Below are 20,845 nucleotides of genomic sequence, written 5' to 3'. Positions count from 1 at the left end.
TCCCTTCCCGAACTCAGAAGTGAAACCTCTTAGCGCTGATGGTAGTGTGGGGTTACCCATGTGAGAGTAAGTCATCGCCAGCTCATTATTCAAAACACCCCCTTCGTTAGAAGGGGGTGTTTTTTTGTGCATGGAGTAATTGTCTTGACGATTCGGTATTCATATAAAGTTAACTTTATACAGTGTCCAATATTAAGCTAGAGCGATAATTAACCTTGAGTAAGGATTGGATTGCTTAACTTTTTTCTTGCAATGCATCAAACTGACGTCGAGCATGTTTAAAGGCAGTTCTAAGACCCTCTTCCAGCGTAGGATGATAAAAAGGTTTCTTTAGGATCTGGTGAATATCTTGATCTGCATCAATCATCCAGGCTAATAAATGGGCCAGATGTTCTGCCTGTGAACAGAAGAGTTCTGCACCAAGTAATTTACCTGAGTTTTTATCAATATAAACTTCTACTCCGCCTGTGTTTTCCGCTAGGACTAGCGCACGTCCTTGGTTTTCGTAAGAGACGAATCCTCGAATAAAGTTGACTTGTTGATCTTCTAGTTGCTTAAAGCTTTTTCCGACAATCGCCATTTCAGGATGACAAAATACAATAGCTAATGGTGTTAAAGCAGTAATAGGTTTTACATTCGGATAATTCACACAGTTATGAACTACCTGTTTGCCGGCATGCGCGGCTTCATGTTGAATGGGTGCATCAGGCGCAGCATCACCGACTATAAATATAGGTAGATTCGCAAGTTGTTTGGTTTTTTTATCGATAGGAAGGTTTTTGATGTCCTTGAATATTGAATTGAGTTGATCTAGACCTAAACGATCTATATTGCTTTGCCGACCTGTAGCACCTAAGACATATTCAACTTCAATACTCTTAGTCTGATCATTTTCTGTAAAGTTAATCTTTATTTTATCAGCTTGGATCTCAATCTCATCTGGTAAGGTTTTAAATTTGATATTGAGCTCTTTGCTGAATTGCTCTTGCGCCAGTTTTTGTAAGATTGGGCTAGTTAAAGCACCTAATTTTTGACTACGCGCAAACATTGTGGTTTGTACACCCAGGCGTTGCATGGCTTGAGCTAATTCAATTGCAATGATGCCACTCCCGATCACTGCTAAAGACTTAGGTAATTGGGAAAATTCAAATATTTCATTGGAAGTGATGAATTTGTCTTTTAATTTTTGCTTTAGAGTTTCATCAATATTGGGGCGTGAGCCTACAGCAACAATAAAGCTTTTGGCCTGATAAGATTGTCCATTGACTTCAACTGTATGCGCATCAATAAACTTTGCATGCCCAGAAACTTTATGTGAAGTTTCCCATTGATCTACGCCTTTTAAGGTTGCGCGAATGAAACGTTCTCTAAGGATATGCATACCTTGCATGACACCAGAAGTATCTACTACAGCATCATATTGTAAAGCGAGGTTGTTTGCGGATTGAATGTCATGCATACGATTTGCAGATGAGATCAGCAGTTTACTTGGCATACAGCCCACACGTGCACAGGTGGTATCCCATGGGCCATCATTAATAATTAAAATATTCTGGGTGTGTTTAATGGCTTTATTATAAGCACTGATTCCTGCAGTGCCTGCGCCAATTATAATGAGGTCGTACATAGAATGATTACCAAGTCTCAAAACATAATTATTTCCTATTTATGGTTTACAATGTTTCTGGTGTAAATTATGTAACTAGATTGCTTATTTTTGCTAATTTGAGTAAATTTTGTGTAAAACCCAGAAGCCTTATTATTGGCGACTTAATTATTATATCGAGCAGGACAAATCATGAGTTTTTTAATAAGTTTAAAAAATCTAGGGGTAAATGCAACAGTTTTAGCAACATCGATTTCTTTGGTTGCATGTGGGGGGGGGGGGAGCGATGGTTATTACAATAATGATTCTCCATCTGATGGTACAGGTGGTAATACACAGGATAATACGTCTGAAAATAATACTGCACAGATTGTAGACAGTGTTGCAATTGATTCAATTAGTGATGCTGAAGGTAATCCAATCACTAAAGTAAATGATGGTTCAGTCGTTGAGTTTTCTGTTCAAATTTTAAATAAAGACAAAGGTGGTATCGAAGGCAAGAGCGTAACTCTTTCTATTGCTGATGCTGAAAAACTAAATGTTACAAGTGAAAATTCTACAGTCACGACGACTACTGGCGGTTATGCAACATTTAAGCTCAATATTCCTAAAATCGCAAACGAAAATGGAAAGGTTCAACTGACTACGACAGTAGCAGGTACAACGATTCAGCAAACACATACTTTAAATATTTTTAAAACCAGCCAAATGCAGAGTGAATATGAAATTAAGGCTCAGCAAGGTATCGTTTTAAATCTTCCAAATGGTTCAGCTACAATAGCAGCGACTGTAACTGATAAGAATGGTGGTGTAAAAGCTGGCCAAGATGTTACTTTGTCCTTACCTTCTAATATGTTGGGTAAATTTTCTATTATCTCAGGTTCGAATGTTCCAACAAATGAACAAGGTCAAGCTGAATTTACGATCAAAGCAAATACGGATCTTACAGCGGATGAAATTAAGCAATTAACAGCAACTTCGGGAGAGCTCGTATTTACTTTGGTTGATGAGCATAAGGCTCAAAAAACAGTTAAAGGTGCGATTACATTTAAGGAAGTCTCTCAAGTCGTACAAAAACTTGAAATTATTAAAGAAGATAAACCTGTAGTTGCACAGGGTGGTAAATCAGTTATTAAAGTTCGTGCTAAAAATAGTAACGACATTCCATTGGCAAATAAAAAAGTACAATTATTATTTACTGACTTAAGTGATGCCTATGGTGTGAAGTTAGATAAAGCTGAAGTAGAAACAGATGCTCAAGGCTATGCAACATTTACAGTAACCACTAATTCAAGCTATCCAATTGCTTTGTCCCAACAAGGGATTAATATCCGAGCAGTATATACTGATAATAATCAGGAAGTTTTTGCTCAAGATACAATTACGGTTATCACGGAAAATACCAACTCTTCAGATGAGTTGGCTCTGCAACGTCTAGAAGTTCAATCTTCTTATAAAGTTAATGCTAAGGATGATCTTGTTAAAATTACCGTTAAAGGTATTAATAACAAGGGTGAGGCAGCAACTCAAGGTAAAGTGACATTAACATTAAATGCAGAAGCAGTTTCTAATGCTGTTAAATTTGATGAAGCTGCAACGCAAGAATTTAAAGATGGTTATGTTAGCTATACTTTACGCACAGGTGCTAAGACACAAGCCGCTGTAGATGCTCTGGTCGCGGCTGGTATTACAGCGACGTTCACAACCGATAATAGTATCAGTACAAATGTGAAGATTGCTGTAGAAGACGAAACCAAGTCTGAAGAAGCCGTGGGATACCTAATGGTTGACCCAATTAATACTGCATTTGATTACACGCAAGAGCAAAAGATTGAAGTCAAAGTAAAAGCTGTAGGTGTGAAGGGAAGTGCCTTAAAAGGTGAAACAGTATCTGTTGCATTACCAACTCTCGCTATAAGCGATTTACAAGCATTAGGTTTGAGTTTATCTGGTAGTTCATCTTTACCAACGCAAGCAGATGGTCATGCAACATTTACTTATTTATATAAGCCAAATGGTTCAACCAAACAAAAAGAATTACTTGCGAATGGTATTCGCATTACGGCTAAATCAGAGTCTAATACAAATGCTCAGCAAACACTGACCCTTAACTTTAAAGCGCCGACAGATAATACTGAGATTGATCTAGATCATTTCGTTGTAGAAATGCCTGGTAGTACAGCGCTCAGTGTCGGTCAAGAATATACTTTTAATGTTACAGTTGATGCTAAAGGAACTGATAACTTAGTTTACGCAGGTCAAAAAATCGGTATTGGTTTTAATGATGCAGCCTTAAATAATGGTGTTAGCCTAGTTTCTTCATCTGCACTTGTAACAAGGGATGATGGTAAAGCGGTATTCACTGTAAAAGTGAAAGCAAACAATACGACTGAACTCGCTAACTTGATTACAAATGGTATTACTGTTGGTTTAATTGGTCAGCGCAAAGATGGTTCGGCTTATACTGTTTCTAAAAAAATCGATGTTAGTCAACCAGCTGTGGTTTTCCAAGATTTAGTTGCTTTAGATATAGTAGACGCTAATTCGATCTCAGTTTTAGGTGGTGAGACACGAGTTAAAGTAATTGCAAAAGATGCTTCTGGTAAAGCTATTCCTAATACACCAATTGCACTTGCACTATCTAGCCTCACTTCTAGCCGTGTGACATTAAGTGATGTACCAGCGCAAACGAATAGTAAAGGTGAAGCAGAGTTTACGATTACTGTATCTGAAGGGGTATATGACCCAGATTTAGCTAAAAAAGGGATTACTTTTGCAGTCGTTGGTACGAATTTAAACAATGGCGATCGTCTACAGCAGACAAGTACCATTCAGGTCACAGTACCTGATGAGGCACTAAATTTACGTTTAACTTCTGAAAGTAAGTATATTGAGTTTGGTGAAACTCAAAAAATTCAAGTTGCGGTAAAAGATGAAATTGGTCTAAATACTGGTGGTGTTCCAGTTCAATTGAGTTTACCTAAAGAAGTTACTGATTTGGGTGTATTCTTGAATAATGAAACGGTACTTGTTTCTAAGGAAGGAAATGTTGTTGTAGATTTGATTATTCCGACTAATTTATCTAAAGCGGATAAAGATGCTTTACTAGCATTGGGTAATATCATTGTTACAGGATCTATTACAAAACCAAATGGTACGAAACTGAATGCAGAATTAACTTTTGAGGTTAAAAATGCAGTAAATACAAACTCATTGGTTATTTCACCAGATAAAAATGATTTGAGTGTTGCAGGTGATCGCACAATTGTCACTGTTACTTTGAATAATAAAGATGGTCAACCAGTTTCTAATCAATTAGTTAAACTTTCTGCTCTAAATTCAGCGACTTTGATTATTGGTACTCAAGGTAGTGGACATCCGACGAATACAAGTGAACCTCAAACAGTTTTAACGGATAGTAACGGTAATGCTTTCTTCTCTGTCGAAATTGATGGGGCAACGGTAGATGGTGATTTGTTGATTGCCAGCGGTATTGAGCTGATTGCTGAACATCTCAATGAAGATGGCGCAACTGCAAGTAATATTTATCGTTTGGATGCGTTTAGACCAACTCCAGCAAGTCCAGCGGAACCATTGCCAGCGCAGTATAATTTGAGAATTGAATCATCTAAGCCTGCTATGAATGTTAAAAATGATATGGCTGATGTGACAGTGACTTTGTTAGATCGTAATGGTGGTGGTGTTGCAGATAAATATGTGAGTTTAGAGTTACAAAACTTTGTCTTAAATGGAGTTGTGATTGTCGGACCGTCTGGTTTGACTACAAATGAAGCAGGTCAAGCAACATTCCGTGTGAAAGTTGATGAAAGTGCTCGTAATCCTAACTATTTGGCAATTAATTTTGATTCAGATGAATTAGATTTAACAGCACGTTATATAGAAGAAGGTTACCGTGATGCACAGCAAATTGGTCGTATTCTGATCAATAATGTTGCTGATGAAAATCCACGTGCTTCAATTGTAATTGGTGTGAATCCAACTGCTATTGAAAGTTCTAGCGATGGGGTTTATTACACAAAAAATCTTTCAGTTAAAGTAAGTGATTTTGATGGTAAGCCTTTGGCTAACCAACCTGTAGATATGTCTGTTATAGCTACAACATATACAAAAGGTCAATACATTTGGGCATTAGCTCCAGTGATTGGAGGGGCACCAGAAGCGATGTGGGTCGGTCCTAATGAAGTGTATTTCACTGATAATGATGTGACTAAGCCATTAATTTTGAACTCTGCATTATCTTGTATTGCCAATGCTAGTGGTAATGCAGTGACAAATACAGAAGTTAATCCGAATACGACAGTCCCTGTAAAAGTAGTGAGCTTCTTAGGAAAAGGAGAAGATAAAGTTGCTACTTATACAACGGATAAAGAAGGGAAATTTGATTTAACAATTCGTTATCCTAAGATTTATGCACAGTGGTTAAATATACAGGTCGGCGCTTCATCGACTGTAGCAAGCTTGCCAACGAGAACAACTTATAATCTTGGCTTAGCGTCATTAAGTAGTGATTATAGTTCAGATGGTACATATGGTCCTAACCTAAATAGTCCATATGGCATAAGTTCAAATTGCCAATAAAGTAAGAAAAAACAGCACTCCGGTGCTGTTTTTTTATGGGAGCTAAAATTTAAAAACTTAAATTGCAGTTCCGACACTCACACCTACAGTTGGCTTCACATTCATCGAACTACAGCCGACAAACGTCAGGCTTAAGCAAAGTACCAATAACACTTTATTCATGTATCAATCCTTGTATTTTTGCCTGATTGAACAGAGCTGCTGAACGTGTACCACTACGGCAGACCATCAAAATCGGCTTTGGCAGCTCATTATAATATCGCGCAAATTCCTCAATATTGGCTTGGGAAATTTGGCCACTCACTACAGGTTGATAAATCACACTCACTTGAGATTTTTCCGCAATAGAGCGTAATTGACTCACCGTAACATTATTACCAGTTTCCTGATCAGGACGATTCACAATCACAGATTTGAAACCTTGCTGAATCAAATGTTGAAACTTGCTTGGTGTCATTTGCCCCGTAACACTCACCGTAGAGGTCAGCGCACGGCTAAGATCATTTGCAGCAAAAACAGGTGTAATACAGCTAAAATAGGTTGCCAGTACCACACCTTTCCAGAACGACTTAATCATCCAGCAGGTCCATCTGTTTTGCCAGCTGATATAAATTATTCGAGCGGTTTCCAGTACGGCAGAACATCAAGATCGGTTTTGGTAACTCATTATAATGATTGGCAAAAGTGCGTACATCAAGCTCAGTAATCTGACCGGCTACTACTGGCTGGAATACATAATCCAGACCGGCATTACGTGCAGCTTCCTCGATTTGTGCACTGGTTGGCTGCTCAGAACCACCTTCCATGTCCGGACGGTTGTTGATAATCGATTTAAAACCTTTCTCAACCACTTGAGTTACGTGTTCCGGACCAATTTGACCAGCAAAACCTACATTTTCGCTCATGACGCCACTCCATCATTTCATTTATATCGATATGCTTTATGATAGCATTAAGCTGAAAACATGCTGAACCTGTTCTGAAATTTTTATAAATGATGATAACCATAAGATAACGCAATGGAGCGCGTATGCAGGCTTATACAGTTGAACCACTGTATGTCAAAAGCGGTCAGGACGTGATTGCTGCAGATTTTTATCGGCCTAAAAATATAGAAAAACCGGCCGTGATCTTGATGGCTCATGGTCTGGCTGCCTTACGTCAATTTAAACTGGTGCAATATGCCCAGCGTTTTGCCAGTGCCGGCTATGCGGTGGTTTTATTTGATTATCGCTATTGGGGTGGTAGCACCGGACGCCCGCGTGAACTGGTGTCGATTAATGCCCAGCTCGATGACTGGCGAACCATGATCAGACATATTCAGGAACGCAAATCGATTGACAGTAAACGGATTGTGCTCTGGGGTACGGCCTTAAGTGGTGGGCATGTATTGACGCTTGCAGCGGAGCTGAAAAATATTCAGGCGGCGATGGTACAGGTACCTTTTGTCGATGGGGCTGAAAGTGCCCAACTATATCCTTTACAGCAACTCCCCAAGGCGCTTAAAGTTTCCAGTCAGGATTATATGGGGGCCAAGGTCGGTATGGCACCGAAGACCTTACCTGTGGTTGACCCGCATGAACTCTGTTTTATGCCGACGCAGGACAGTTATGAAGGCTATCTGTCGATTGTCAATCCGGATTATTACTGGAGTGGTCACATTCCTGCACGGGCATTCTTTCAGCTGATGCGTTATCGGCCAATTCAGGAAGTAAGAAAGATTAACATTCCAGTCCTGTTTATTGCGGCAAAACTAGATAGTCTGATTCCCATTGAATCCAGTCGGGAAACTGCGACCAATATTGCGCCATTTGTGCAATATCATGAGTGGAATATCCGGCATTTTGATATTTATCATGGGGAATGGTTTGAAAAAGCAGTTTCGACCCAATTAGAATTCTTACATCAACATATTGGAGTGCGCTAGATGATTATTGTATGTCCGGAATGTCTGGCCAAAAACCGTGTCCCTGAAGATAAACTCACTGCCAACCCTGCTTGTGGTCAATGTCATCAAGCCTTGATTCCGCTGGCACCGATTGAGTTGAATGAGCAAAATTTCAGTCAGTTTGTCACGCATAGTGACTTGCCAATCCTGATTGATCTCTGGGCCGACTGGTGTGGACCTTGTAAAATGATGGCACCGCATTTTGCGACTGTCGCGAAACAATATCCAAATGTGGTTTTTGCAAAAATTGATACCGAAGCGAATCCGCGCTTAAGTTCGGCATTTAATGTTCGCAGTATTCCGACGCTGGTGTTGATGAATAAAAGCAACGAAATTGCTAGAATAAGCGGTGCATTACGGTCAAGCGAGCTGCAAAAATGGCTTGATCAGCAGTTAAATACCCAACCCTAATTCAAATGCCTGGAGTGAAAGTGTCAGATTCTCAAGTAAGACCAGAGGGGATTCTTTCCCTACAGACGATCGCAATGCCTGCAGATACCAACTGGAGTGGTGATGTCTTTGGTGGCTGGATCGTTTCACAAATGGACTTGGCAGGCGCGATTCACGCAGAACGATTTTCAAAGGGACGTTGTGCCACGATTTCGATTAACCAGATGACCTTCCTGGTTCCGGTAAAAGTCGGTGATGTGATTAGCTGCTATACCAAAATTTTAAAAGTCGGCAATACCTCCATCCAGATGGAAATTGAAGTATGGGATAGCCATGACGACTCACGTCCGCCTGTACGCGTGACTGAAGGGGTATTTACCTTTGTGGCAGTGGATGTGAAGGGCAATAAACGTCCGATTCCAGAAGAAGCAAAACAGAAGTTTCTAGAATCTCAGCAGAAGTCATAATTCGTCTCATAAAAAATCCCAGATTAATGATCTGGGATTTTTTTGTCTGTATTGATATCAAGTCTGCTTCAATTGCTTTTTGGCAATCCAGGCCCAGAGCATCTCGCATTGAATCGGTGCTTCACCCGATTCGTCACGTACCACAACTTGAACTAGAGTTTCACCCTTGTCTGAACTTTGCATAAGCTGTTGCTGTTCAGCAGTCAAGGTAGCAACTGCCGTCAGGGCACCTTTGGTCGGACGTTTAAAGTCTACTTTTAGACTCTTAATCAAAACCACTGCGCTATCCGGTACATTCATTGCGGTTACAAACCCGGTTGCTGTTTCTGCCAGCAGGGCCATTGCACATGCATGGATTTGTCCGATATGGTTCTGCATGGCTTTATGATTGGCCATACTTACTACCACTTTGGATGCACTCATTTCCTCATAACGAATCTTGGCAGAGCCGACCATCGGGACCACCCGGCCAAAAGTTTTACTTAACAAAGCAGTACGAATGCCTTGCGGTAATCGTGCAGTGGCTTTGACTAATCTGGCTAATCGGTTGTTCTTTGCCATAATTCCTTCTACAGACGTTGCTGTCTTAATCTTTAAAGTTATTGAACTGTAAAGGCAAACCAAATTGCTGTTCTTTCAAGAATGCCATTACTTGCTGCAATGTATCGCGTTTTTTATCAGTCACACGAATCTTGTCGCCCTGAATAGAAGATTGCGCCTTAATCCCACTTTCTTTAATGGCTTTATTAATTTTTTTTGCGGTATCTGAGTCAAGACCATCTTTAAGCTTGATGACCTGAATCACATTTTTGCCAGAAGCCGTCATTTTTTGTGGATCAAGCGCCTGAATATCGACTTTGCGTTTAAAGAAATGACTTTCCAGCATGCTATAGACTTGTTCACACTGGAAATCGCTTTCAGTCGAGATTTTGATTTCCTTGTTTTTTTCATTCAGTTCAATAGAAACGTCCTGACCACGGAAATCAAAGCGGGTCGCAATTTCTTTTTGGGTGTTTTGAACTGCATGATTTACTTCAAAAATTTCTAATTCAGAAACAATATCGAAAGAAGGCATAGTTTAGACCTTTACAAAGGGAAAGAATATCTGAGATGCTAGGGATGTTTTCTTCATTTGCCAAGTGTTGTTTACATCAAAGGAGTGCGCAATGATCCGTAAACAAGAAATTACAACATTTGAGTTCCCAGAAAATGCAATTATCTGGGATGTACGCGATTCAAGTGCTTTTGCTGAAGCACACGTGAAAGGGGCGGTGAATCAGCCCATTAACGATCTTTCAGCAGAAAGCCTAACTCAGGTGTCAGCGGATCAACCCATTTACATCTTGTGTGGTGGGGGCAGTAAAGCTCCACGTGCTGCGGAAAAACTAGAGGGTTTTGACAGCTCACGTGAATATGTCATTCTGATGGGTGGTACTCGTGCTGCCCGTGATGCAGGCTTACCGCTTGAACAGGGTGTATAAGCATTCTGTCAAAAAAAGCGCCGCAAGGCGCTTTTTTAATGGGTGAGATTTAATGCCTCCCAACCTCCCTTTTCTAAAGGGAGGAGCTACATCTATTCTATTTATTCATAAAAGTAGAGAAAAGTCCCCCCTTTTTTTAAAGGGGGATTTAGGGGGATTCATTCAAAATAGTAATTAAATTTGTAGCTTAAAATACGGTTTCTTCATTTTCACTTTCTTTTGAAAACGAGTCACACTGAGTTTTTTTACTAAACTGGATGGCACCGGACAGGCTTCACCGAGAATCTGGGCTGCCAGAATTTCACTGCAGAGCGGCGCAAACAGAAAACCTTTAGAGCCGAGACCGGCAAAGCTGTATATTTCCTCATCGGCTTTCATTTTACCCAGTAGGGGGAAATAATCCTGACTTTGTGCGCGTACCGATGCACGACCTTGCCAGGTATCGGTAGAAGCTAATGATTGTGCATATTCGGGGAAGACACTGTGAATCAGTTCGTAGTTATGCACATGATCTTCTGCCAACACCTCTGCATCATCGCGACCTGGATAGAAAGAAGCACCCAAGATTAGATGTTCAGCATCCAGTTGCATACAATAACCGCCGTAACTATAGGCAATATTTTGACTTAAAGGCTGGGCTTGATTATTTACCCAGCTGACCTGTCCGCGAATCGGTTTCAAAACTGGATAATCTGCAAAGAATTGTGCTGTTTCTCGCGCAGTACAGACAATGACATGATCAAATTCACCTAGATCCTGTTCATTAGCAAATAGCTGAGGTTTTGTAGCCGCTTCAATATGGCTAATTTTGGCCTGTTGATATTGAATATGAGGATGCAGCAAAATCTCCTCACGCAGTTGATGAGGTGAAACTGCACCAGCTTCTAGTAATTTTAAACTTGGAAATGCAGTTTGAAGCTCTTGCGACTCTGTATCTTGTACAGCAAGAATTTCTTCAGGATATTCATCTGCCAATCCTAAAAGCTGTTCAGGATTTTTTAAGCCAAGCTGATTGACCTGAATCGGGCGGAAAGCTTTAAATTTTTGGTAATGATTTAAGGCATGTTGCCAGGCCAATGTCATCAGATGTTCAGCACTTTGCTTAACCGGACAGAGTTTGGGATTGAGTAAAGCCAGTGGATTGCCAGAACCTCCTGAGAGTGGCGCTGACTGGTCGTAAATCGTGACTTGATGACCACGTTGAGCGAATGCCCAGGCTGTACTTAAACCGGCGATTCCAGCGCCAATCACAGCGATTTGGCTAGGTCTGATATTGGTCTCTGTATCTCGCTCAGTTTTTTTTTGAGTGATTTCTTGTATTAATGAACTTTCAGTCTCTTCAGCCGGATTCCAGATCGCTTTCAGCATTTCACGCTTATGCTTAAAACCACGTGGGCGGGAAATTGAAATCCCATGATTTTTTAAGCCACGTTTTAAGACGCCAGCAACACTGAAAGAGGCGAAAGTGGTACCGATCTCGGATAAACGTACAATATTATTTAAAACATTTTCTTCCCACATGTCCGGATTGCAGGAAGGCGCAAAACCATCCAGGAACCAGGCGTTCACCGGCGCAGTTTTTTCAATCACCGGGAAAACATCATGTGCATCACCCAGCCATAGATCCAGACTGAATCGTTCTTTAGGAAAACTGAGACGATGACAGCCGGCAATTGGCATCGGATATTGAGAGATGAGTTGATCAGCTAAAGGCTTGAGTTCTGGCCAGGCATTTAAGGCCCGAATCAGATCAACTTTGGAAAGAGGAAATTTTTCAACTGAAATCGCATGCAGATGACTGTGATTATCCGGACGCACCTGTTGCCAGAGCTGCCACAGCGCCAGAATATTTAAACCAGTACCAAAACCCGTTTCACCGACACAGAAATATTCAAAAGGTTTTAAATCTGCCAGACGCGTCGTGAGATCATTGCCATTTAAAAAGACATGCCGGGTTTCCAGCAAGCCATTGTCTTTGGAAAAATACACATCACCAAATTGCTTGGACACAGGCACATCAATGCCATCCACCAATTGCCAATCCAGATCGGCAGTTTGAATTGCGTGCGACAAAACGGGTACAACCTTAAAGATATCGGGAAGGGCTATAGCTTACCATTGACGACGACGTTTGGTATAAACATAGCTCGCAATTAGGAAGCCGAGCAATACACCGACAGCCAATGTTGCTGCACCGTAGAGGAACATCTGCGCACTGCGTTCACTTTGCAGCACCTGTACCTGAACGCCCAGGTTGTCATTCTTGAGCTGCAATTCCTGATTTTGCGATAGTGCTTCCAGATTGGCTTTTTCCAGTTGCTGCAAACGGGTGGCCTGATCTTTGACCAAGGCTTTGACCTTGGCCTCTTGCTGGGCTTTCAGCTTGGCGATTTCTTCTGCAGTTAAAGGTTTATTCTCGGCAGGTGGCACTGGCTGGGCAGAAGTCGCTACGGCAGGAATAATGGCAGGTTTCGGCGTAGACTGGGTTTGGGCAGTCGCCGCTGTCCCTTGAGGTTGTGCTGTCTGATTTTCCTGAATCACAGGAGCAGGCGCAACTTCGACTGCCCATACTGGAGAAATCATAAAACATAGGCCAATGATACTGGCAGTAACAACACGCATGAACCTTATCCTTGAGGGAATGCTTTATTGAATGGTTTGATGTCGATGTGTTCGTACACACCTTCTTTTAAGAAAGGTTCATCCTGTAGCCATGTATCCAGCGCTTCACGACTGTCAAAATCGACAATAATGGTACTGCCATAAAAACCGGCCTGTGGATTGGTTAGATCTTTAGGCATGGCACCTGCAACAATCAGGCGGCCTTCAGCATTTAACTGTTCCAGGCGTGCAAGATGTTGTGGACGAATCGCGAGGCGTTTTTCAACTGTACCTTCCCGATCGGTACAGCTAACGACGAATAATGGCATGATGACTCTCAATCGTTTGTAGTTGGACTTATTCAGCGGTCTTAAAGTATTTGCGCAATACAATAAACTGAATAATGATAAAGGAAAACATCACGATCATGTCACCGAATGCGGTAAATTCGCCCCAATATTTTCCATCCATCCACAAATAGGCGAAAAAGGTATGCAGAAATGACATCAGTACGAACATGGCAACCCAAGCATAGTTCAGCTTGAACCAGCCTTTTTCACTTAGATTGAATACTGGACCAAATAACCGCTGGATCAGAGGCTTTTTATCCTTGCTAAACCAAGGGGACAGGAAGAATACACCTGCAAAGACCAGATTCAATAACACGGCTTTCAGACGGATATAAAAATCATCACTGAGGATCAGGGTGATGCCACCAAAAATCACCGTCATAAACAAGACAATCCATTGCTGCTTGTCCAGACGGAATTTTTGCATGACAAATAACGCACCATAGACGACCAGCATGGAAATAATCAGACCTGTGGTTGCAACAAGAATATTATTATTGTCGACACCCCCCGCAGAACCGATCAATTGCAGCAATTGATGGTCAGTGTCTTTTGGGTCTACAGTTTTATATAAATAAAAGAAAATAATGAGTGGCACAAAGTCTAAAAGTGCTTTCATGTTAGAGTATCTAAATCTGATCGAATAAATGTCATAGTATAGAGATGCACGGCGTAGATTTACATACACATAGTAATATTTCTGATGGAACTTTCAGTCCTCAGCAATTGGTCGAAGCGGCTGTGGAAAAACTCGTCCATACTTTGGCTCTGACGGATCATGACACCATGGACGGTTTGGCATTGGCTGAGGAAGCCGCTAAAAATCATGAGATTAAGATCATTTCGGGGGTGGAAATATCCAGCCAGTGGTCACGTCCTGCCACCAAAAAAAACTATGGCGTGCATATCGTCGCCCTAAATATGCAAAATCCTGAGCCTTTACAAAAAGCCCTCAATCAGCAAAAGAAAATCCGGGCTGAACGCTCTAAACAGATTTGTGATCTGCTGGCTCCTTTAATTGGTGAGGATATTTATGCAGATGTACTGGCCAAAGTCGACAATATCCCTGATCGGGTGACACGCACCCATATTGCCAAAACGCTGGTAGAAAAGGGGATTGTGACGCGTCCGCAACAGGCTTTTGATAAATACATCAAGGAAGGCAAGAAAGCCTATGTCAAATTTGATGGTCTGGGTCTGGAAGAAACCATTCAGGTCATACATGACAGCGGTGGCTTTGCCGTGCTGGCACATCCGACCCGTTATGATTTATCTGCGACCAATATCCGTTATCTGATCGAGATTTTTGCCAAGTTCGGTGGAGATGCCGTCGAGTTGCCACCAGCCATTGAGCCAAGTTCCACCCGGCAGATGGTGGATCGAATGATTGCTGAATATGATCTGAAAGTTTCGATTGGCAGTGATTTTCATGGCGATCATATGCCCTGGATTAAACTGGGCAATGTCCCGAGCCTTAAACCGGGTCAGATCGGGATTTGGGAGAGTTTTGTTTAGTCATTCCTTTACCTCGATCTTTTTCATTTGAGAGGATATTTATATTCACTACTAATAGCAAAGGGTGAGAAAGGAATTATAAATTATAGCAAATTATGATCTTGAGCCTGAATCGGTGGTGGCGTTGGTTTACCTAAAGTCCCTAACAGTTCAATTTCAATCGTACGTACCATAGAGTCGAGTGGCAAGTCATTACTCTGGGTGCCGAAAGGCTCCTCAATTTCTGAACTTAGTGCATCCAGTCCTAAAAAGGTATAGGCCAAAATTCCAACCAGTAAAGGCGTAAACAGACCAAGCGTTGAACCTAAACTAAAAGGTAAAATAAAACAGAAAAAATAGACGGTACGATTGAGCAAGACCGAATAGGCAAAAGGCAAAGGCGTCGTCGCAATCCGGTCACAACCAGTCTGGACAATACTTAGTTCCGCCACATGATTATTCATCTGCATATAGATGATATCGGAGATTTCACCTTCTTTAAGCGCCTGCATTAACTCCCATTGAATCAGGCTTAAGGTATATTGCGGCGCATTGGCCTGCTGATAGAGTTGGGTCACCGCCTGCTGGCTCATGCCGCTGGTTTCAACCAGTTCAGTCGGATTGGCTGTTTGATGGCGTAGGCGATCGCGGAGTACATTGGCAAAGACAATCACATGCTGAATCACACGCTCACGGCGACCTTGGGACAGCATCCTGCAATCACGGTCAAAATGACGTGAATTGGCAATTAGAATTCCCCAAAGTTTGCGCGCTTCCCACCAGCGGTCATAACAGGCGGTATTTTTAAAACCAAGAAAAATAGACAGTACCACTCCAATCAGGGTAAATCCGACCAGGGGTAATTCTGGAAAATGAAAATAGCCAATATGTGACAAGCCACCAATGATAGCTGACATCAGCATTACCACGCCCAAAGGTGGCAAAACTTTAGGTAAAATCGTCCCTCGCCAGGAAAACAGCAGTTTAAAAACAGTTGGCTGGTCACGTACGATCATTTATTGGAATCATCACAATTTTTTTCATGATCTTGTGGAGTTGTGCCTGCTTTGTCAAGTGCTATTCAATACTGCATTTCTGGTTTGATGAGTTGCTGCTCAGCAAAGGAAAAACTGCCCTCCAAAGCGATAATACAATGGTCAATCAGATGAATATCTACCAGCTGGCAGGCTTGTTGAATCTGACGGGTCAATGCCAGGTCAGCCTTGGATGGAGAGGGCCGGCCCAGTGGATGATTATGTGCAATCACAATGGAAGTAGCCTGTTGGCTAATGGCATAACGCAACAATTGATTAATGGAAATATCACATGCATTGATGGAGCCATAAAACAGTTTTTTAAAGGCAATTTTTCTTAGACTGGCATCCAGACACAGCACGGCAAACACTTCTTGAGTTTCACCGAGCAGTTCAAAACGTAAGTAATCTCTCAGCCGTTTGGAATTGGTGAGTTCCAGTGCATCCTGTTTCAGGTGCTCGGCTATGTAACGCCGTCCGAGTTCCTTGACGGCCATCAGTTGAGTATATTTACTGATGCCCATGCCATGAAACTGGCTGACCTCCTGTAAAGGTGCATCGAGCAACGCAGTCAAATGACCAAAATGCTGAATCAGCAAACGCGCCAGATCAACTGCCGAATGTTGCTGGGAACCGGAGCGTAGAAAAATAGCCAGTAGCTCGGCATCGGACAGACTTTCTGCGCCATATTGAATTAAGCGTTCTCGCGGCCGTTCTTGTTCCGGCCAGTTTTTAATAGAAAATTGCATAGTTATTAGACTTATTTATTATGAATTATCAGTTTTCCCGCAAGCTGATCTCTTGGGGATGCGATTATTTAATGCTATTGTGAGCCCCACTGCAACAGCAAGGTAATCTGTTCGTGAGCTTTGATCTAAGTGTAATTCCTCATAAAAATATCATTTTGGCCGTCACTGGCGGTATTGCTGCCTATAAAAGTGCAATTCTGGTCCGCCGTCTGAAAGATGCCGGATTTGATGTGCGGGTTGTCATGACTCACGGTGCACAGGCTTTTATTACACCTTTAACCTTTCAAGCCTTATCGGGCAATCCCGTACATACCGAATTGCTGGATACTGAAGCAGAAGCCGGCATGGGCCATATCGAGCTGGCACGTTGGGCAGATCTGTTGCTGGTAGCACCGGCCAGCTGTGACACCTTGGCAAAGTTTGCCGCAGGTCTGGCTGATGATCTCTTAAGTACTTTATATCTGGCGACGAAAGCACCCGTCTGGGTGGCGCCTGCCATGAACCAGCAAATGTGGGCAGCCAAAGCAACGCAGCGCAATCTTGCGACACTGATCGAAGATGGTGTGCATGTGATCATGCCGGACGCGGGATCACAGGCTTGTGGTGATGTAGGTTTGGGCCGGATGCCTGAGCCGGAAGATTTAGCGCATCAGGTGACTGAATATTTTCATAAAGCTCAACGTGCGATTGCGGAAAAATTTGGCCTGCTTGCGGGTAAACAAGTCACGATTACCGCAGGCCCGACCCGCGAAGCGATTGATCCGGTGCGCTATATTTCCAATCACAGTACCGGGAAAATGGGCTTTGCACTGGCTGCAGCCTGTTATGCAGCAGGAGCAAATGTCACCCTGATCGCAGGGCCGGTCAGTCTGGACACCCCAAATGGTGTGAAACGTAAGAATGTTTCTTCTGCTGTACAAATGCTGAATGAAAGCATGCAAATGCTGGAAAACGGTTGCGATATCTTTATTGCGACCGCTGCGGTAGCCGATTATCGTGTGGCACAGGTTGCCGAACATAAAATCAAGAAAGCCGGAGATGAGTTGAATGTCGCTTTAGTGAAAAATCCGGATATTGTCGCCACCATTGCCCAGCAGGAAAAACGTCCATTTATGGTCGGCTTTGCTGCAGAAACCCGCAATATTGAAGAATATGCTGCCGGAAAGCTGGTCGCGAAAAAGCTGGATATGATTGCCTGCAATGATGTTTCACGTACGGATATCGGATTTGCTTCGGATGAAAATGCCATGACAGTATTCTTTGCCGAGCATTATCAGCTGGACAAACGTGATCTGGAAAAAGCCTCCAAGCAGGAAATTGCCCAGCAGTTGATCGAAGCCATTCATGATGCCTTACATCGTGATCCATCCAGTGATGATGATTTTTAAAACGATCTGTATCGAAAAAACCCTGAATCCATCAGGGTTTTTTTATGGCTGATTTTTTATCATTAATTCAAAAAAACTATAGAAACCATAAATATTTAGTCTTAATCGAAGCGCCGTTTGTTTATTGTTTTTGCAAAAAAGCATAAAATGGATCACAGAATAAGCAAAGATAAAAATACTGCGTATATCAGCTATAAGCAGGAAGTGGAAAGAAAAAAAGAGGGGCGCTATGAAAAAAATCATGATGTTATGGATGGTCGCCTGTCTGGCTGGATGCAGTTATTTTGTCTCGATGGATGAACTGGCCAGAAATATTCAAACGCAGATGCAACGTGAATTTAATTCCAATCGAGATTATCAACACTATCGTTTTACTGTGAAAAAGGTCAAAATTGTCCAGCGTCAGGGGAATGAGTTTCAGGCCATTTCTCATCTGAATTATCAGGGTGAAGAATATCCCATTCATGTAAAAGTCTTTAAGGTAGATGGCGGGTATAGTTGGTCGATTGAAGATGATACCTTTGCTTTTATTGATGAAATTGAAATTGAAAAATATCGTCAGCAACTGGATCGAGAATTACAGCAACTGGCCTCAGCCTTGGATGATCTAGAACCTGTAGATGAACCGAACCAGAATGTCTCCGGCTCTCTGATTACACCAGTGGCTGAACCCGCATTACAAGATGTTTCTTATCAGGAAGAGCCAATTCCGGTCGGCAATATCACGGCGTATACGCAATAACTCATGCGCAATCGCTATAAAAAAGTACCGATCATTGGTGCTTTTTGTGTTTAGGACTCAACTTGTTGATGTTCACGTACATAATCTTCGGTACGCTGCATCGCTTCCTGAATATTAAAAAGTGCAGTCTCTACATCTTTCAAGGTTTTGGCATTACCACCGCTTAAAGCCTGACGCCATTTACGTGCACCCGGCAAATTCTGGAACAGTCCTAAAATATGACGGGTAATAATGGATAAAGGTGCACCTTCTGCCATGCGCTGGGCAATATAAGGCAGCATCTGTTGCATAATGTCAAAACGGTCTGGTGCATCCAGATTCCATAACTGGCCCAGTTCAGCCAGTAAGTAAGGATTATGATAGGCTTCGCGGCCAATCATCACGCCATCCACATGTTTGAGATGTTCCAGCGTTTCGGCATAGGTTTTAATTCCGCCGTTGATCTCGATGAGCAGATCAGGACGATCCTGTTTTAAACGGTAGACATCTTCATAACGTAGGGGTGGCACGTCGCGGTTTTCTTTAGGTGATAGACCTTTTAATAAGGCAATCCGCGCATGCACGATAAAATTATTGCAGCCGGTTTTGGCCACGGTATCGACAAAATGCAGCATCTCTTCATAAGATTGCATATCATCAATTCCGATCCGGTGTTTTACGGTCACTGGAATATCCACCGCATGACGCATTTCAGCAATACATTCTGCGACTAGATCAGGCTCCGCCATCAGACAGGCACCAATTTTATTATTTTGTACCCGGTCACTTGGGCAACCTACATTTAAATTGACTTCGTTATAGCCCCAGTCCTGCGCCATCTTGGTACAGATTGCCAGATCTTTTGGATTCGAGCCGCCGAGTTGCAAAACGATTGGCTGCTCTTCCGCATTAAAGTCCAAATGACGTTTGGCATCACCATAAATGATCGCACCTGTGGTGACCATTTCAGTGTACATAATCACATTCGGGTTAAACAGACGTGCAAAGAAACGATAATCTTTGGTGGTCCAATCCATCATTGGCGCAACACTGATTCGTGGTTGAAGTTTATTTTCAATGGTGGTCAGATCAGTCATTCAAAATCACGCCTTAACGAAATGGAAGAAAGAAGAAGCAATTCATGCGATCACTCAGCTATTGGTTTTTGGCTTAAACTGGATCGGCTGACGTCGCAAAAAGAGGGCGTAATACTAGCATAAAATCAGAAAAACCACCCGGCGAACTTGAGCTAGCCCGGTAAATCCAGGGAATGAAACAAGAAATAAAATTGGAATTCCCAGTCAGGTTGGAATGGTATATTTTGATAGGAGAAAGATGAAGATAAAAATTTTAGAAATAAGGAGAATAATCATGTTGTTATTGGAGGAAATTTATAAAAGCCATAAAGCACAAAATTCGGCACATTTTAATTTAAGAATTCATCGGGGCTTAGGCTGGTTTAAAAAATCGCTAGATCTGGATCAGGATCTGGATTTTAAGTTTATCAGCCTGTGGATCAGCTTTCAGGCGATTTATGCAGATGAGAGTGATCTAGTTCAAGATCAAAGCAAGCTGCAGCAGTTTTTGGAAACACTCTGCCAAAAGGATCTGGATCAGAAAATTAATCATATTCTTTGGGAAAAATACAGCCAGCCGATCTGCTCACTCTTGGCCAATCCCTATGTGGAACAAAGCTTTTGGGATTATCGTCATCAGAAAATTAGCCTGGAAAGCTGTCAGGTTGACTTGGAAACACAGAAACAGAATATAGAGAATGCTTTAAAAGAACGAAATTCTGTTGAAATTTTAGCTGGAATATTTCAGCGTTTATCTACCTTGCACCATCAGATAATGCAGGGTGGCGCCACGTATCACAGCTCGCTGAATTATAAATCATTAGAGGAGAGCTGCCGGATTCTGGCAGCTTTATTACCGGTTTTTATCTGTATTTTATTGGAAAACTCACAAACTCTTGATCTGAATAAGCCTTATTATCCGGCGGCGCAAGTCAGCTAAA

21 protein-coding genes and 1 rRNA gene are annotated in these 20,845 nt (G+C 42.1%); 10 read left to right on the top strand and 12 right to left on the bottom strand.

The features are described from left to right. Positions 1-83 (top strand): 5S ribosomal RNA (rrf, locus tag NI470_RS12510); the annotation flags it as partial. A gap of 152 nt (positions 84-235) precedes the next feature. Here rrf and NI470_RS12505 read toward each other — a convergent pair. Then, the gene (locus NI470_RS12505; RefSeq protein ID WP_253148515.1) at positions 236-1,627 is read right to left on the bottom strand and encodes a dihydrolipoyl dehydrogenase; all 1,392 of its coding nucleotides are present in this window, start codon (positions 1,625-1,627) and stop codon (positions 236-238) included. Positions 1,628-1,798: 171 nt separating this feature from the next. Here NI470_RS12505 and NI470_RS12500 point away from each other — a divergent pair, with 171 nt between their 5' ends. After that, entirely contained in the window at positions 1,799-6,205 is a 4,407-nt protein-coding gene (locus tag NI470_RS12500) for an Ig-like domain-containing protein (RefSeq protein ID WP_253148516.1), read from the top strand. A 154-nt stretch (positions 6,206-6,359) separates the two neighbouring features. Here NI470_RS12500 and NI470_RS12495 read toward each other — a convergent pair whose 3' ends face one another. Then, complete coding sequence (locus tag NI470_RS12495; protein WP_253148517.1) at positions 6,360-6,782, bottom strand: protein tyrosine phosphatase family protein; 423 nt, start codon at positions 6,780-6,782, stop codon at positions 6,360-6,362. Next, complete coding sequence (locus NI470_RS12490; protein WP_004281596.1) at positions 6,775-7,110, bottom strand: protein tyrosine phosphatase family protein; 336 nt, start codon at positions 7,108-7,110, stop codon at positions 6,775-6,777. Before NI470_RS12490 ends, NI470_RS12495 begins: the two co-directional genes overlap by 8 nt. 125 nt (positions 7,111-7,235) lie before the next feature. Between NI470_RS12490 and NI470_RS12485 the strand changes: the two genes are divergently transcribed. The 3 genes from NI470_RS12485 to NI470_RS12475 all read left to right on the top strand — a co-directional run bounded on the left by NI470_RS12485 (position 7,236) and on the right by NI470_RS12475 (position 9,010). After that, positions 7,236-8,132: an alpha/beta hydrolase gene (locus NI470_RS12485; RefSeq protein WP_253148518.1), complete on the top strand. Its 897-nt coding sequence runs from the start codon at positions 7,236-7,238 to the stop codon at positions 8,130-8,132. Beyond that, positions 8,133-8,564 carry a thioredoxin TrxC gene (gene trxC / locus NI470_RS12480; protein WP_253148519.1) on the top strand — a complete coding sequence of 144 codons (432 nt, stop codon included), beginning with the start codon at positions 8,133-8,135 and terminating at the stop codon, positions 8,562-8,564. 74 nt (positions 8,565-8,638) lie between these two features. Beyond that, complete coding sequence (locus NI470_RS12475; RefSeq protein ID WP_218955192.1) at positions 8,639-9,010, top strand: acyl-CoA thioesterase; 372 nt, start codon at positions 8,639-8,641, stop codon at positions 9,008-9,010. Between the two features lie 57 nt (positions 9,011-9,067). Here NI470_RS12475 and NI470_RS12470 read toward each other — a convergent pair whose 3' ends face one another. Next, positions 9,068-9,571: a DUF4442 domain-containing protein gene (locus tag NI470_RS12470; protein ID WP_180181188.1), complete on the bottom strand. Its 504-nt coding sequence runs from the start codon at positions 9,569-9,571 to the stop codon at positions 9,068-9,070. Positions 9,572-9,596: 25 nt separating this feature from the next. After that, positions 9,597-10,085, bottom strand: a complete 489-nt coding sequence (locus NI470_RS12465; protein WP_004281601.1) for a YajQ family cyclic di-GMP-binding protein — start codon at positions 10,083-10,085, stop codon at positions 9,597-9,599. A gap of 91 nt (positions 10,086-10,176) precedes the next feature. Between NI470_RS12465 and NI470_RS12460 the strand changes: the two genes are divergently transcribed. Beyond that, positions 10,177-10,491: a rhodanese-like domain-containing protein gene (locus NI470_RS12460; RefSeq protein WP_005101788.1), complete on the top strand. Its 315-nt coding sequence runs from the start codon at positions 10,177-10,179 to the stop codon at positions 10,489-10,491. Between the two features lie 174 nt (positions 10,492-10,665). On the opposite strand, the gene mnmC is transcribed toward NI470_RS12460, so the two are convergent. The 4 genes from mnmC to NI470_RS12440 are packed head-to-tail and all read right to left on the bottom strand — an operon-like array spanning position 10,666 to position 14,061. Further along, positions 10,666-12,564: a bifunctional tRNA (5-methylaminomethyl-2-thiouridine)(34)-methyltransferase MnmC2/FAD-dependent 5-carboxymethylaminomethyl-2-thiouridine(34) oxidoreductase MnmC1 gene (mnmC, locus tag NI470_RS12455; protein ID WP_253148520.1), complete on the bottom strand. Its 1,899-nt coding sequence runs from the start codon at positions 12,562-12,564 to the stop codon at positions 10,666-10,668. Between the two features lie 39 nt (positions 12,565-12,603). Continuing rightward, positions 12,604-13,113: an SH3 domain-containing protein gene (locus NI470_RS12450; RefSeq protein ID WP_005101791.1), complete on the bottom strand. Its 510-nt coding sequence runs from the start codon at positions 13,111-13,113 to the stop codon at positions 12,604-12,606. Positions 13,114-13,118: 5 nt separating this feature from the next. Beyond that, positions 13,119-13,421, bottom strand: coding sequence for a YciI family protein (locus NI470_RS12445; RefSeq protein ID WP_253148521.1), 303 nt, complete (start codon positions 13,419-13,421; stop codon positions 13,119-13,121). 28 nt (positions 13,422-13,449) lie between these two features. Then, the gene (locus tag NI470_RS12440) at positions 13,450-14,061 is read right to left on the bottom strand and encodes a septation protein IspZ (RefSeq protein ID WP_004733705.1); all 612 of its coding nucleotides are present in this window, start codon (positions 14,059-14,061) and stop codon (positions 13,450-13,452) included. Between the two features lie 44 nt (positions 14,062-14,105). Between NI470_RS12440 and NI470_RS12435 the strand changes: the two genes are divergently transcribed. Then, positions 14,106-14,957 (top strand): PHP domain-containing protein, encoded by an 852-nt coding sequence (locus NI470_RS12435; RefSeq protein ID WP_253148522.1) that lies wholly within the window; start codon positions 14,106-14,108, stop codon positions 14,955-14,957. 83 nt (positions 14,958-15,040) lie between these two features. On the opposite strand, the gene NI470_RS12430 is transcribed toward NI470_RS12435, so the two are convergent. After that, positions 15,041-15,952: a bestrophin family protein gene (locus NI470_RS12430; protein WP_004733710.1), complete on the bottom strand. Its 912-nt coding sequence runs from the start codon at positions 15,950-15,952 to the stop codon at positions 15,041-15,043. Between the two features lie 65 nt (positions 15,953-16,017). Next, complete coding sequence (radC, locus tag NI470_RS12425) at positions 16,018-16,719, bottom strand: RadC family protein (RefSeq protein ID WP_005248144.1); 702 nt, start codon at positions 16,717-16,719, stop codon at positions 16,018-16,020. Positions 16,720-16,832: 113 nt separating this feature from the next. On the opposite strand from radC, the gene coaBC reads away from it, so the two are divergent. Then, on the top strand, positions 16,833-18,107 hold the full coding sequence (gene coaBC, locus NI470_RS12420; protein ID WP_191112593.1) for a bifunctional phosphopantothenoylcysteine decarboxylase/phosphopantothenate--cysteine ligase CoaBC: 1,275 nt from the start codon (positions 16,833-16,835) through the stop codon (positions 18,105-18,107). Between the two features lie 229 nt (positions 18,108-18,336). Further along, complete coding sequence (locus tag NI470_RS12415) at positions 18,337-18,849, top strand: hypothetical protein (protein ID WP_253148523.1); 513 nt, start codon at positions 18,337-18,339, stop codon at positions 18,847-18,849. 50 nt (positions 18,850-18,899) lie between these two features. On the opposite strand, the gene dusA is transcribed toward NI470_RS12415, so the two are convergent. Then, positions 18,900-19,925: a tRNA dihydrouridine(20/20a) synthase DusA gene (gene dusA / locus NI470_RS12410; protein WP_396469862.1), complete on the bottom strand. Its 1,026-nt coding sequence runs from the start codon at positions 19,923-19,925 to the stop codon at positions 18,900-18,902. A gap of 274 nt (positions 19,926-20,199) precedes the next feature. Here dusA and NI470_RS12405 point away from each other — a divergent pair, with 274 nt between their 5' ends. Further along, positions 20,200-20,844: a hypothetical protein gene (locus NI470_RS12405; protein WP_005248075.1), complete on the top strand. Its 645-nt coding sequence runs from the start codon at positions 20,200-20,202 to the stop codon at positions 20,842-20,844. Position 20,845 lies beyond the last annotated feature (1 nt).

The sequence above is a fragment of the Acinetobacter lwoffii genome (assembly GCF_024129115.1).
Classification (GTDB): domain Bacteria; phylum Pseudomonadota; class Gammaproteobacteria; order Pseudomonadales; family Moraxellaceae; genus Acinetobacter; species Acinetobacter lwoffii_T.
This window is presented reverse-complemented; position numbering and strand designations above follow the sequence as displayed.

Excerpts from the sequence above, each read along its gene's own strand:
- NI470_RS12505 (WP_253148515.1), bottom strand. The coding sequence starts at position 1,627 with ATGTACGACCTCATTATAATTGGCGCAGGCACTGCAGGAATCAGTGCT.
- NI470_RS12500 (WP_253148516.1), top strand. The coding sequence starts at position 1,799 with ATGAGTTTTTTAATAAGTTTAAAAAATCTAGGGGTAAATGCAACAGTT.
- NI470_RS12495 (WP_253148517.1), bottom strand. The coding sequence starts at position 6,782 with ATGATTAAGTCGTTCTGGAAAGGTGTGGTACTGGCAACCTATTTTAGC.
- NI470_RS12490 (WP_004281596.1), bottom strand. The coding sequence starts at position 7,110 with ATGAGCGAAAATGTAGGTTTTGCTGGTCAAATTGGTCCGGAACACGTA.
- NI470_RS12485 (WP_253148518.1), top strand. The coding sequence starts at position 7,236 with ATGCAGGCTTATACAGTTGAACCACTGTATGTCAAAAGCGGTCAGGAC.
- trxC (WP_253148519.1), top strand. The coding sequence starts at position 8,133 with ATGATTATTGTATGTCCGGAATGTCTGGCCAAAAACCGTGTCCCTGAA.
- NI470_RS12475 (WP_218955192.1), top strand. The coding sequence starts at position 8,639 with ATGCCTGCAGATACCAACTGGAGTGGTGATGTCTTTGGTGGCTGGATC.
- NI470_RS12470 (WP_180181188.1), bottom strand. The coding sequence starts at position 9,571 with ATGGCAAAGAACAACCGATTAGCCAGATTAGTCAAAGCCACTGCACGA.
- NI470_RS12465 (WP_004281601.1), bottom strand. The coding sequence starts at position 10,085 with ATGCCTTCTTTCGATATTGTTTCTGAATTAGAAATTTTTGAAGTAAAT.
- NI470_RS12460 (WP_005101788.1), top strand. The coding sequence starts at position 10,177 with ATGATCCGTAAACAAGAAATTACAACATTTGAGTTCCCAGAAAATGCA.
- NI470_RS12450 (WP_005101791.1), bottom strand. The coding sequence starts at position 13,113 with ATGCGTGTTGTTACTGCCAGTATCATTGGCCTATGTTTTATGATTTCT.
- NI470_RS12445 (WP_253148521.1), bottom strand. The coding sequence starts at position 13,421 with ATGCCATTATTCGTCGTTAGCTGTACCGATCGGGAAGGTACAGTTGAA.
- NI470_RS12440 (WP_004733705.1), bottom strand. The coding sequence starts at position 14,061 with ATGAAAGCACTTTTAGACTTTGTGCCACTCATTATTTTCTTTTATTTA.
- NI470_RS12435 (WP_253148522.1), top strand. The coding sequence starts at position 14,106 with ATGCACGGCGTAGATTTACATACACATAGTAATATTTCTGATGGAACT.
- NI470_RS12430 (WP_004733710.1), bottom strand. The coding sequence starts at position 15,952 with ATGATCGTACGTGACCAGCCAACTGTTTTTAAACTGCTGTTTTCCTGG.
- radC (WP_005248144.1), bottom strand. The coding sequence starts at position 16,719 with ATGCAATTTTCTATTAAAAACTGGCCGGAACAAGAACGGCCGCGAGAA.
- NI470_RS12415 (WP_253148523.1), top strand. The coding sequence starts at position 18,337 with ATGAAAAAAATCATGATGTTATGGATGGTCGCCTGTCTGGCTGGATGC.
- dusA (WP_396469862.1), bottom strand. The coding sequence starts at position 19,925 with ATGACTGATCTGACCACCATTGAAAATAAACTTCAACCACGAATCAGT.
- NI470_RS12405 (WP_005248075.1), top strand. The coding sequence starts at position 20,200 with ATGTTGTTATTGGAGGAAATTTATAAAAGCCATAAAGCACAAAATTCG.